Source organism: Paenibacillus tyrphae, assembly GCF_027925525.1.
GTDB classification, from domain to species: Bacteria; Bacillota; Bacilli; order Paenibacillales; family NBRC-103111; genus Paenibacillus_G; species Paenibacillus_G tyrfis_B.
Map to the genome: position 1 here is coordinate 75028 of NZ_BSDJ01000007.1, position 12411 is coordinate 87438.

The 12411-nt window shown below is 57.4% G+C and carries 12 protein-coding genes; 6 read left to right on the plus strand and 6 right to left on the minus strand.

Features of this window, described 5'->3' with window-relative positions; genetic code table 11:
- Positions 1–87: 87 nt before the first annotated feature.
- The 4 genes from QMG93_RS10425 to QMG93_RS10440 form a co-directional block, all read right to left on the minus strand.
- Positions 88–1065 carry a LacI family DNA-binding transcriptional regulator gene (locus QMG93_RS10425; protein WP_281936068.1) on the minus strand — a complete coding sequence of 326 codons (978 nt, stop codon included), beginning with the start codon at positions 1063–1065 and terminating at the stop codon, positions 88–90.
- Positions 1066–1343: 278 nt separating this feature from the next.
- Positions 1344–1661, minus strand: a complete 318-nt coding sequence (locus QMG93_RS10430) for a hypothetical protein (RefSeq protein WP_281936070.1) — start codon at positions 1659–1661, stop codon at positions 1344–1346.
- A 97-nt stretch (positions 1662–1758) separates the two neighbouring features.
- On the minus strand, positions 1759–2265 hold the full coding sequence (locus QMG93_RS10435; RefSeq protein ID WP_281936072.1) for a dihydrofolate reductase: 507 nt from the start codon (positions 2263–2265) through the stop codon (positions 1759–1761).
- A gap of 83 nt (positions 2266–2348) precedes the next feature.
- Positions 2349–3143 (minus strand): thymidylate synthase, encoded by a 795-nt coding sequence (locus QMG93_RS10440; protein WP_281936074.1) that lies wholly within the window; start codon positions 3141–3143, stop codon positions 2349–2351.
- Positions 3144–3300: 157 nt separating this feature from the next.
- Here QMG93_RS10440 and QMG93_RS10445 point away from each other — a divergent pair, with 157 nt between their 5' ends.
- The gene (locus tag QMG93_RS10445) at positions 3301–5484 is read left to right on the plus strand and encodes a 5'-nucleotidase C-terminal domain-containing protein (RefSeq protein ID WP_281936075.1); all 2184 of its coding nucleotides are present in this window, start codon (positions 3301–3303) and stop codon (positions 5482–5484) included.
- Between the two features lie 52 nt (positions 5485–5536).
- On the opposite strand, the gene QMG93_RS10450 is transcribed toward QMG93_RS10445, so the two are convergent.
- Positions 5537–7825, minus strand: coding sequence for a putative bifunctional diguanylate cyclase/phosphodiesterase (locus QMG93_RS10450; protein ID WP_281936077.1), 2289 nt, complete (start codon positions 7823–7825; stop codon positions 5537–5539).
- Positions 7826–8158: 333 nt separating this feature from the next.
- On the opposite strand from QMG93_RS10450, the gene QMG93_RS10455 reads away from it, so the two are divergent.
- From QMG93_RS10455 to QMG93_RS10475, 5 genes are all read left to right on the plus strand, one after another.
- Positions 8159–8329 carry a hypothetical protein gene (locus QMG93_RS10455; protein WP_281936079.1) on the plus strand — a complete coding sequence of 57 codons (171 nt, stop codon included), beginning with the start codon at positions 8159–8161 and terminating at the stop codon, positions 8327–8329.
- A gap of 23 nt (positions 8330–8352) precedes the next feature.
- Positions 8353–9171 carry a Cof-type HAD-IIB family hydrolase gene (locus tag QMG93_RS10460; RefSeq protein WP_281936080.1) on the plus strand — a complete coding sequence of 273 codons (819 nt, stop codon included), beginning with the start codon at positions 8353–8355 and terminating at the stop codon, positions 9169–9171.
- Between the two features lie 307 nt (positions 9172–9478).
- Positions 9479–10822 (plus strand): hypothetical protein, encoded by a 1344-nt coding sequence (locus QMG93_RS10465; protein ID WP_413789283.1) that lies wholly within the window; start codon positions 9479–9481, stop codon positions 10820–10822.
- Between the two features lie 73 nt (positions 10823–10895).
- Positions 10896–11315, plus strand: coding sequence for a hypothetical protein (locus QMG93_RS10470; RefSeq protein WP_281936084.1), 420 nt, complete (start codon positions 10896–10898; stop codon positions 11313–11315).
- Between the two features lie 150 nt (positions 11316–11465).
- Positions 11466–12161 (plus strand): hypothetical protein, encoded by a 696-nt coding sequence (locus tag QMG93_RS10475; RefSeq protein ID WP_281936086.1) that lies wholly within the window; start codon positions 11466–11468, stop codon positions 12159–12161.
- Positions 12162–12251: 90 nt separating this feature from the next.
- On the opposite strand, the gene QMG93_RS10480 is transcribed toward QMG93_RS10475, so the two are convergent.
- Positions 12252–12410 carry a hypothetical protein gene (locus QMG93_RS10480; protein ID WP_216792633.1) on the minus strand — a complete coding sequence of 53 codons (159 nt, stop codon included), beginning with the start codon at positions 12408–12410 and terminating at the stop codon, positions 12252–12254.
- Between the last annotated feature and the right edge of the window lies 1 nt (position 12411).

Below are 12411 nucleotides of genomic sequence, written 5' to 3' on the forward strand. Positions count from 1 at the left end.
CGAATTTAAGCATCGTAAATCTATGTATCGTAATTCTAGGTATTAGTATAGCTGGTACTCCTGTGCTTGTCCAGCCTTCCACGCGCTTCAGACCGTCGACCGCTCCACCAGCCGGACCGGCAGCTCCTGCTTCTCCGCCTCATACCGGTCTTCCGCAATATAGCGATGCAGCATTTGAAAAGCGGCGCGGCCCACGTCCTTGTTCGACTGCTCCACCGCAGTAATGTCGAGCAACTGGCCGAGCATATGGTTATCGAAGCCGATCACCGCCAAATCGTCCGGTACGCGAAGCCCGAGCTTACGCGCTTCGGCGACCAGCCCCGCCGCGGTCTGGTGCGTGCCCGCCAGCACCGCCGTCGGGCGCGGGTTCATGCCGGCCAGCCGATGCGCGACCTCAACGCCCGCTTCCATCGACAGCGCGTCGTAGAACATCCACTCCGGCCGCAGCGGCTCCTGCACGGCAGCGAGCGCTTCCCGGACAGCGTGTTCCCGCGCCAGGCTCGTATTGCTGCCGCGCCTGCCGATGCAGCAAGCGACGTGCCGGTGTCCTTTAGCCGTCAAATAACGCAGACCCGTTTCAAAGCTGCGGTAGTGGTCGATATAGGCGCAGGACAGCGGTTCGTCCCCTGCGTTCTCGCAAACGACGATCGGTCCGTAAGCCAAATAAGGCTTGATCACATCCCAAGCGTTCGTCCGCGACGTGATAATGACGCCGTCGACCTGCTTCATTCTGAGCATTTCGAACACTTTCAGCTCTTCCTCGGGGCGGTAGTTCGTTTGGCAGAGGACTACGCGGTACCCGCACCGGTTCGCTTCGCTCAAGATGCCTTCCACCGGCGAGCTCAAGTACGGATTATCCACATAAGGGAGCACGACGGCAATCATCGATGTCTTGCCCTTGATCAAATGGACGGCATTCAAATTCTGCACGTAGTCCAGCTTCCGCACTGCCTCCAGCACGGCGGCCCTTTTGTCCTCGCTCACGTACGGGTGGCGGTTCAGCACGCGGGAGACCGTCGTGACCGAAACGCCTGCCGTGCGGGCAATTTCTTTAATGTTCGCCATAGCCGTCCGCCTCCTCGCTCATTAGCTGTATTGTAACACATCGCTTTTCATAGAAAAAAACGCTTGCTATGAAATGCATTCCATACGTTACACTCGGTTCAAGGGATCGTTTCTACCGGCGTGACGGCACTTGCAGGCGTAACGGTAGCGTCCCGATACACGGCCTCGAATTGCTCAGGTTCCATAACATACAAAAAAGCACAAGGCTCTGCCGAATTTAATCGGCGGGCCTGTGCTTTTTTCGCTTAAATGCTTGGAGCGGCGCAACCTGCGTCCCGTCAGCGGACTTGCTTCGGCTGCTCGGTGTTCGATGCGACCACATCCAAGCTTTGCTGCGCCTGGTTCAACTGGTCCTGCACCTGCACGAGCTCTTGTCCGTGGTGCTCCTGGTCCTGCGCCGACATCTGGCTCTGCGCCTTCGCCAGCGCCTGATGCGCCGATTCCAGCTGCGCAAGCGCAGAGGACAGCTTGTGCGGGTCGGACTGAAGCTGCGCGTGGCGGACGGCCATTTCGGCGTCCTTGGCCACCTGGATCGCTTTCTCCGCGTTGTCGATCACATGCCGGATCGGCATTTGATGCTGGTTGACCTGTGTCATGTTCGGCATCTTCCTCTCAATCATGCTGGGATGTGCACACGGTTCAACCTTTAAGATGCGCGAAAAGCTCCGGCTTCATTCCTTTTTTGGGGATACGTTACATTCCAGCGCGCTCGTACACAACAAAATCGTAATCGTACGGATTTTTCTCGTCCTTCACGCCGCGCTGTCGCGACACCTCGCGCCATTCGCCGAGTTCAAGCTCGGGAAAAAACGTATCCGCGGCGAACCGGTGCGCGATCTCCGTAATGTACAGCCGGTCCGCGAACGGAAGCAGCTGCCGGTACACCTCCGCGCCGCCGATGACGAACAGCTCCTCGGAAGCCCGGCTTCCGCCGCGACCGTAGTCGGCGGCCGCCTCCTGCGCCGAATGGACCACCTCGCAGCCCGGCGCTGCAAATCGCTCGTCCCGGGTCAGCACGACATTACGGCGTCCGGGCAGAGGCTTGCCGATGGAATCGAACGTTTTGCGGCCCATCAGCACCGTATGTCCCTTCGTCGTTTGCTTGAAATAAGCCAAGTCCGCCGGCAAACGCCACGGCAGCGTATTGTCGATGCCGATGCCGCGGGCTTCGTCCATCGCGAGAATGAAAGAAATCGTCACGCGAACCTCTCCTTGCGTATAGTATGGCGCTCCGCGAACCGCAAGCGTCCTTTTTTGCCTAATGATGCCCCCGTACGCTCTCGTTATACCGCAATCGGCGCTTTGATCGACGGATGGCTCTGATACCCGACGATCTCAAAATCCTCGAACCGGTAATCGAACAGCGAATCCGGCTTCCGCTTGATCGCAAGCTGCGGCAGCGGATACGGCTCGCGGGTCAGCTGCAGCTTGACCTGCTCCACATGATTGGCGTAAATATGCACGTCCCCGCCCGTCCAGATCAGCTCGCCCGGCCGCAGATCGCACTGCTGCGCCACCATATGCGTCAGGAACGCATAGCTTGCGATGTTGAACGGCAGCCCGAGAAACGTATCGACCGAACGCATGTTGAACAAGCACGACAGCTTGCCGTCCGCGACATAAAACTGGAACGCATAATGGCAAGGCGGCAGCGCCATGTTGTCCACTTCGGCGGGGTTCCACGCGCTGACCAAATGCCTGCGCGAATCGGGGTTCCGCTTAATCTGCTCGATCAGCTTGGCGATCTGGTCGATGCTCCGGCCGTCCGGAGCCGGCCACGAACGCCACTGCGAGCCGTAGACCGGTCCGAGATCGCCGTTCTCGTCCGCCCATTCGTCCCATATCGTGACGCCGTTCTCTTGCAAGTAGCGGATATTCGTGTCCCCGCTCAAAAACCACAGCAGCTCGTGCAAGATCGAGCGGATATGGAGCTTTTTCGTCGTCAGCAACGGAAAACCTTCGGACAGATCGAACCGGAGCTGCCGCCCGAATACCGAGATGGTCCCCGTTCCGGTCCGGTCCTCCTTGCGCACCCCGTTCGTCATGATGTCCTGTAGCAGATCTAAATATTTTTGCATCGGTTGCACCTCGATCGTTTATGATCGTTCTATTATAGCAAACTTTCAAGGCCCGCTTCATCAAAAAAAAATATGAATCGCATTCACACCGCGATGACAATTATCCGTTATAATAGATTCGTTCCCATATATAACCATGATTTAGGAGGAAAATCATTTGACCAAGCATTCGTCCCACTGGAAAAAAACCGCCGTCCTGTCGGTGCTCTCCGCCTCGCTGTTGAGCGCGCCCGGGCTCTCCGGCGTCCCTTACGCGCTGGCGGCCGAACCAACAACCGCGACCAAAGCCGCCGCTTCGACTCCGGCCAAAACGGACATGCAGTTGGCCTTCGAGAAAGGCGCGGTCGAAGGGTATCCGAACGATACCGACCTGCGCGGCAGCCGGCCGGTGACCCGGGCGGAGCTCGTTACCATGCTGAACCGCGCAGCCAAGCTGGCGAAGAGCGACAAATCGGGGCAGCCGTTCACCGACTTGGAGGCGTGGCAGCTTGAAGCCATTACCAACGCCGTCGCCGCCGGCATCGTATCCAAGGGCGACAGCGGCCTCTTCGAGCCGAACCGTCCGGTAACCCGCGAAGAGCTGGCCGTCCTCGTCGTGCGCGCCATCACCAAAGGCCAGGCGCCGAAAGTAAATCAGAACGTGCTGAGCTACTTCAAGGACGCTTCCTCCATCAGCGAATCGTCCCGTCCGTTTGTCGCTTACGGCGTGCTTGCGGGCTTGTTTGAGCCGAAGTTGGACGGCAATTTCGATCCGAAGGGCTCCGTAACCCGCGACGAAGCGGTCAAGGCGCTGAAACCGGTCCTTTTCCAGGTTATTGATATTCTTACCACGAACGACATTCACGGCCATATCGAAGTGGGCTTCGACAAGAAGCGCAATCAGGCGCAGGGCGGTATCGAAACGCTCGGCGGCATCGTAGACGATTTCCGTTCGGTCAATCCCGGCGGTACGGTCGTCGTGGACGGCGGAGACGCATGGCAAGGTACGCTCATTTCCAATACGACCAACGGCCAATCCGTCATGGATTCGATGGCACAGGTCAAATATGACGCCGCCGCCATCGGCAACCATGAGTTTGACTTCAGCCGTGACACGCTGATCGATAATATCAAGAAAGCGAAGTTCCCGATTCTCGGAGCCAACATCATCGAAGACAAAACCGGCAAGCGCGTCGACTGGACGCAGCCTTACACCATCGTTGAGAAAGGCGGACTGAAGGTCGGCATTATCGGCCTCGCTACGCCGCAGACCAAGACGACGACCAAGTCCACCAACATCGAAGGCTTGACGTTCGCCGATCCGGTTCCGTACGCGAAGGAGCTGTCGGCCGAGCTGCGCACCAAAGGAGCCGACATCGTCCTGGTGACCTCCCACCTGCCGGGCGAGCAGGACGCCAAATCGCAGCAAATTATGGGCGAGCTCGTCGATCTGGCGAACGGGACAGGCAACGGCACGCTGGACGCCATCGTCGGGGGCCATTCCCACAAGCGCGTGGCGGGGATCGTGAACCACATTCCGGTGGTCGAAGCGCAAAGCTGGCTGTACGCCGTCGGCCACATTCAGCTTTATGTCGATAAGGACAGCAAAAAAGTCGTTTCCTCGAGCGCCAGCCTGCTGGAAACGTACACGAATCTGACGACCGCGAACAAAGACGTGCAAAAAACGGTCGCCGACTACCAAGCGAAAATTGCCGAGCAAACCAACAAGCAAATCGCCGTAGCCACCGAAAAATGGACGACCCGCTCCTACCGTTACGACGCGAATGGCAATCAGGTACGCGATGGCGTGACGCCGATCGGCAACTCCGTCACCGATGCGATGCGCTGGGCCGAGAAGTCCGATATCGCCTTCACGAACATCGGCGGGCTGCGCGCGGATATCGAGCCGGGCAAAGTAACCTACGGCATGATGTTCGAAGTGCTGCCGTTCGGCAACTACAACCGAACGGGCACGATGACTGCCGCCCAAATCAAAACGCTGCTTGAGGTCACGGACCAATATTCCAAGCTGCCGGCGATGCAATTCTCGGGTCTGAAGGTCGAGTGGGACAACACGAAGCCGCAGGGTCAGAAATACAGCAAAATTACGCTGCTGGATGGCACCCCGATCTATGTCGACGGGAAGCTGAACGACAGCCGTACCTTCAAGGTGACAACCAACGACTTCATGTCGACCGGCGCCGGGGACGGATTCACGACGTTCGCCGAAGTGAAGGACTGGAAGGACGGCAAGATCATGCTGGACGCCTGGGTCGATTATATGAAGGAGAAGGGCGCTTCCGGCCAGCCGCTCTCCCTGCCGAACGACGGCCGCGAAATCCGGCTGGATCTGAAAAAATAACGCCGCTATACAAGGAAACCCGCAGGCCCTGGCTCGTTCAGGACTGCGGGTTTTATTGCTTCACCTTATCCCGTACAGCGGAAAATTCGTCAGGCAGCAGCGGTTTATAAAAGTAATAGCCTTGAATCGTACAGTCGCCAATCGTTTGAAGCAGCTTCACCTGCTCCTCCGTCTCCACTCCTTCGACCACGACCGATAAATTCAGGCTTCGGGCCATAGCCATAATCGCTTTGACAATGCCGGCATGCCCTTCGTTCTCGGCCATTTCTCCGACGAACGACTGCGCGATTTTGAGCGAATCGACCTGGAATGTCCGCAAATAGCCGAGCGACGAATACCCCGTACCGAAATCGTCCATCGAGATTTGCAGCCCCAACGCTTTAAGGCGCAGCAGCGTATCGGTCGTTTCCTTCGTATTCTGCAGCGCGACGCCTTCCGTAATTTCGATAATGAGCCGGCTGGCAGCCATTCCCGTTTCCTTCAAAATACCGGCCACCTTGTCTACGAAGCCGTCCTGCACAAGCTGTCTGGGCGAGACGTTCACCGCAATTTTCAGCGGCGGCCTCCCTGCCCGCTCCCACTCAACGGCTTGCCTGCACGCCGTCCGAATGACCCAATCGCCGATCGGCACGATTAAGCCGGTATCCTCCGCGAGCGGCACAAAGTCGGAAGGCGGCACCAACTGCCCGTCTGCATTCCTCCAGCGCAGCAGCGCTTCCGCCCCGACGATCGTCAGTTCCTTGGAGCATACCTGCGGCTGGTAACATAGAAACAGCTCGTCATGATCCAGCGCATGCCGCAGCGCGCGTTCCATCAGGATGCTTCTCAGCATGCCGTCCTTTAGCGTCGGCGTAAAGAACCGGAACCGGCCTCCGCCCAGCTCTTTGGCCTGATACATGGCCGCATCCGCATGCTTCATCAGATCGGCTTTGGTCAAGCCGTCCTCCGGATACATCGCGATGCCGATGCTCGTTGAGGTCTGAATCTCGTGAACTCCGACCTTGAAAGGCTCGGCGACGACCCGGAGAATCGATTCCGCAAGCGCTTGCGCTTGCCGGGAAGAGGCAAGCGGACCGGTCAGAATGGTAAATTCGTCGCCCCCTTGGCGCGCGACGATGCACGTCTCCGGAACAATTCCCCGAATCCGTTCCGCCACTTGACGAATTAATTCGTCGCCCGTCACATGGCCTAGGCTGTCATTTATGTATTTGAAGCGGTCCAGATCGAGAAACAGCACCGCAAGCGGCTGTCCGTCCAACGAGGCGTCCTCGATCGCTTCCTGCGCCTTCCGCTCGAACAAGCGCTTGTTCGGAAGTCCGGACAAGTCGTCATGCGATGCAAGAAACTCGCTTTTTTCGAGCATTTGCTTGAGCCGGTTGACCAGCCTTTCATTCTCCAGAAGCATGGAGATTTGCCGTACCAAGATCAGGACGGTTACCATGACCGTTCCTGTCACGACAGCGTCTGGCTTGTCGATGCGGTTAAGCATTAACAAGAATAAGATCGCGAAGCCGGCGTAAGGAAAAAGCAGACGCAGCAGACGGGCATAAGCGACAAATCGCGGCTCCGGCGCAGGCCGGTCATTGGGGTGGGAAGCATGCCAGCCCGCGAAGCCGTATGCGAATAGTCCTGCGCTCCACAGCAGGTCGTACCACTGTCCTCCCTGATATTTTCCCGATATCACGTCGAGCACATAAACCGTGTCCCCGCCGATAAAGACGACGAAACCGAAGGTGATCAAAGCAAACACCCGCCGGTCGAACAAAGGCGTATAAGCGAAATGGAGAACGAACAGGCAAAGCAATATTCCAAAATCCGTTATCGGATACGACACAACCGCCGCCTGACCGAACCCGTCGGGATGGGACAGCATCGCCTGCAGGTTAGGTCTGATAACGAATTCCCAGCTTACCGTACCGACGATCAATAGGATCATGATGCAGTCGAAGAGAAACCGGATGCCTTGCGAGATGCTTTTTTCCCGGAACAACAAGTAAAACAAAGCGGCAAAAAACAGTCCGGTCTGCAGGTTCCAGAACAGGTCGGCTAAACTGATCGTCGGGGGAGGAACCAGCAGCACCCAAGCATAGAAGGACCATACCAGTTGCCCCAGCAAATAGAAACAGGCGCCCGCGGTCATCAGCAGCCAGAACGTTCCCGCGCTGCCCCGCTGGGTACGATAAGTCCTAAGCAGCATCGCAAGCGAAGCAGCAGGCGGAATGGTCTCCCACAGCAGGAAAAAGCGCGCGCCCGCCCCAAAGCCCCATTTTGCCGCAGCGAATACCGCAAAATAGACCACTATCACCGCGATCATCGGTTTACGCCAAGCGATCCAGTTCATGTCCATCCCCTCATCTCAATGTTGTATCGCATATTGCTGCCAAGGGAAGCGCTGTACAAGTCTAAGCCTTTATAGGAATAAATTAATTATAAATTAATCATCGGGTAATTCGAACTATTTCTTTAGCACTAATTAATCGCAAAAATAGACATCCCTTGCCAACTCGCATAGAAATCATTCGGATGGATGAGTGTAATGTTTCTTAGTGCCGATATCCCGGCCGGAATCAGATTTCCCTTCCCGACCGACCGCGAACAAAACCTTGACTTAGAGTTATCTCTAACTTGTACGATAAAGGCATCTACCAATTTCAGGCTCGAGGAGAGATGCAAAATGATGAACGTACGCGTGGTTGTAACCGAATATGGCGGGCCAGAAACGTTGAAAATCGTGGAGGAACCGCTGCACCGGCTACAGCGGGCCTGCGGAACGGTTCCCTATTCAAGCGCACGAACAAAAAAGCTTGAAAAATATGCGCGGTACGTTATAATGAGGGCAATTTGACTTACGGGAGTGGAGACCGCACCATGTACAAAATGCTTGCAATCGACATCGACGATACGCTGATCAACGACGAGAAACAGATCACAGAAGGAACCAAAGAGGCGCTTGCCGCAGCGCTGGCCGAAGGCGTAATCGTTACGCTGGCTACCGGGCGCATGTACGCCTCGGCCAAGCAGCTCGCCGGGCAGTTGGAACTGAACGTGCCGCTGATTACATATCAAGGGTCGCTCGTCAAAAATTCAATCGACGGACGCGTCTTATACGAACGGACCGTACCTGCCGACGCGGCGCGGCTCATTTTCGATTTTTGCGAATCCGAAGGATTGCATCTGCAAACGTACGTAAACGACGTGCTGTATGTCAAGGATGATAACGATAAAGCGAAAGCGTACGCCGCGCTTTCGAAAATCCCTTATACCGTGTACCCGAACTTCGGAGAACTGGCGGCTCAGCCTTCGATGAAGCTGCTGATCATCGACGAACCGGAGCTGCTGGACCGGGTCGCGGAGCGGCTCCGCGGCTTGACCGGCGGGCAGGTGCATATTACGAAATCGAAGCCGCATTTTCTGGAAATCGTGCATATCGAAGGCACCAAAGGGCATGCGCTTGCGCATCTGGCCGAGCATTTCGGCATCGGGCTCGAGCAGGTCATCGGTATCGGAGACAGCTGGAACGACCGCGAAATGCTGGAGGTAGCGGGGCTTGGCGTTGCGATGGGCAATGCCGTCGAGTCGTTGAAGGAAATCGCCGATTATGTGACTTTCAGCAATAATGAGGACGGCGTCAAGCACGTCGTCGAGAAATTCGTGCTGCGCCGCGAAGAAGTAGGGAGCGGCAGTTGAGGCTTGATGCCCGATCGGGACGGGCGGACGTCCCGGTAATATCGGACAAGCTCGTTTAGTAAGCTATGGAACTTGCGCAGACATCTGTGATAGCCGGACCGCTCTTAGGGCGGTCTTTTTGGCGTTCTTGCCCCGACGCTTGATCCATCGGCAAAAGCACAGCATGTTCTCACCCTTTTCCGCTGTCCGCATACGCTGTAGTACAAAAGCATTAGGCTTTTGTCCAGTGGAGGTGGGATGATTGGGGATCACTCTAATTTCACTTCATTATGCGTATCTGCTGTTCATTTTGCTGATTATCGGATTCATGGTGATGCGCCGGGATACGACGATCGTCTGCATTACCGGCATTGTGCTGATCGGGCTGCTCTCGACGGGATCGCTTCACGCTTCGGTCGGCGGTGTATTCAACAGCTTTATTTATGCCATGAAAGAGCTGCTCGGCACGATCCTGATCATTTGTATCGTCGTGGCGATGAGCAAGGTGCTGGAAAAGAGCGGCGTAGGCGAGACCATGATCTCGCCGTTTGCCCGATTCATCCGGACCCCGGCGCTTGCTTTCTGGGTCATTGGCTTTCTCATGATGACGATGTCGTGGTTTTTCTGGCCGTCCCCGGCCGTTGCGCTGGTAGGCGCAGTTCTGCTGCCGGCAGCTGTACGGGTAGGCTTGCCCGCAATCGGCGTGGCAATGGCGATGAACCTGTTCGGCCACGGCATCGCGCTGTCCGGCGACTATGTCATCCAGGGCGCGCCGAAGCTGACGGCCGATGCTGCAGGCATTCCTGTTGCGGCCGTCATGGAAGCCAGCGTGCCGCTCGTCATTGTCATGGGCGCCGTGACTACAGTCGCCGCCTTCTGGATGCTGCGCCGCGAGATGCGGCAGAGACGGCTTGCGTCAGGCATCGGCAGCGCAGCGGCGGCTTATGAGGCAGGAGCCGGCAAAGCGGAGGCCAAAGAAGCCCTTCTGCCGCGCACGGGCCGGGTCGCGCTGTCTTGGGTCATAGCGATGCTGTTCTCCGCCGATGTGGCCGCCATGTTCGTGTTCAAGCTGCAAGGCGGCGATGCCACTGCGCTTGTCGGCGGAACCGCGCTGCTTGCGATGCTGCTCGTCTCGCTGCTGACGCACCGAGGGCAAGGGCTGGAGCGGGCGACCGGCTATTTGATCGACGGCTTCTTGTTCGGCTTTAAGGTATTCGGACCGGTCATTCCGATAGCCGCGTTCTTTTACCTTGGCGACTCGGCGCTTACGGACATTTTCGGTAGCGTGCTGCCCGAAGGCTCGCACGGCCTTGTCAACGATCTCGGCTATGCGCTCGCCCATGCGGTGCCGCTCAATCAGGCGATCGGCGCGGTCACGCTGACGACCGTCGGCGCCATTACCGGTCTTGACGGCTCCGGCTTCTCCGGCATTTCGCTGGCTGGCTCGATTGCCCGTCTATTCGCCGCCGCTATCGGCTCGGGGATTGCCACGCTGACCGCGCTTGGGCAGATTGCCGCGATCTGGGTCGGCGGAGGCACCCTTGTGCCGTGGGCGCTTATCCCGGCGGCTGCCATCTGCGGCGTCGATCCGTTCGAACTGGCGCGGCGCAATTTGAAGCCCGTAGTCGCGGGGCTGATCATTACGGCGATTGTGGCGATTTTTTTGGAGTGATACGGGCGGTTGGTTCAAGCCCTCCCCTTCAGGTTAAGAAAAGTTACGTTTTTCTTAACGGGAGGGGTTTAATATGCTCAAAAAAAGCTATTACGTTTCCGTCGGTTCAGGCACGATTGAGGATGCGCAGACGCTTGCGGATCTTGGAAACTACTCCTATGAATATGCGGTGGAAGCCACCGATCAGGAAATTCGGGAGCTGCGGTGGCTGATGGGCAGTTACATGGCCGAAACGGAAAAGACGTTCGCACGCGCGGGAGTGCCTTATAAATCGGCGGACCATGACGAGGCGACGAATGAGTACAACTCCCAAGCAAGGGAGCTGTACGCTATGATCTATCGGCTGGGGACGCCTGAAACGCGCGGACATATCGAAAAGATGCGGATCATGGAGAAACTGGGCAACTCGGATTACAGGCAGCCCGGCTACGGTAGACATAATGCCGAGGAAGCCATTGACGTGAACGATAGGGGGCAGGTCGGCCCGAAATAGATTATTAAGCTCACCTTCACTGTGAAAAAAGAAACAAGCCCTTCCATTTTTTCGGTCACGTTTGGGTATCCGTCTCATATACTTGGTAAGGACTATGGACATTAGCGTAGTACATATGCTTCCTACCAAGCCAAAAAGGGAGAGGATTCCATGAGTTACGAGGAAATTCCTTACATCGAATCGCATAGTGAATTCGAGACGCCGGACGACGTTATAAACCCGGAAAGATATCCCGACGAACGCGGAGGCCCCGGTGTGTATGGAGGCACTCCGGGAACGGGCTATCAGGGCGTACCAGGCGGTATTCCGGGCGCGGGGTATCCAACCTCGCCGGGAGGTGCTCCGGGCGCGGGGTATCCAACCTGGCCGGGGGGTGCCCCGGGCGCGGGGTATCCAACCTCGCCGGGGGGTGCCCCGGGCATGGGGTATCCAACCTCGCCGGGGGGTGCTCCGGGCGCAGGGTACCCAACCTGGCCGGGGGCCGCTCCGGGCGCAGGGTATCCAACCTGGCCGGGGGGTGCTCCGGGCGCAGGGTACCCAACCTGGCCGGGGGCCGCTCCGGGCGCAGGGTACCAAACTTGGCCGGGGTACGCTCCAGGCGCTGGATATCAATCCCGGCCTGACGGATACGCTCCAGAAGCGGGGTACCAATTCTGGCCGGGGTACGCTCCATGCACAGGGTACCATTCCTGGCCGAGGTACGCTCCAGACATGGGGTACCAATCCTGGCCGGGGTACGCTCCAGGCGCGGGATACCGAACTTGGCCGGGGTACGCCCCGGGCGCGGGGTATCAAACTTGGCCAGGCGGTTCTCCAGGCCGGCACGTACCGAGCCCGACCAGGTAGTGTTCTATCTTAAGCCCCATGTGCTGTGTACAGGGGCTTTTTCACATGTTGACCGGGCCGATCCGCCGAAGAATCCGAGTGGTCCCTTTCCTAGTTCGATTTCTCCTGTTCCTCCTTCTTCCAAGGCGGATCGGCCATTTCGTGCAGCTTGCGGTTAATCCGGTAAATGGTGTAAGGAATAGCCCAAGACAAAAATGCGCACAGCCATATCGATCCCGACGGCGTATATTCCTTTATGAGTTGAATCATG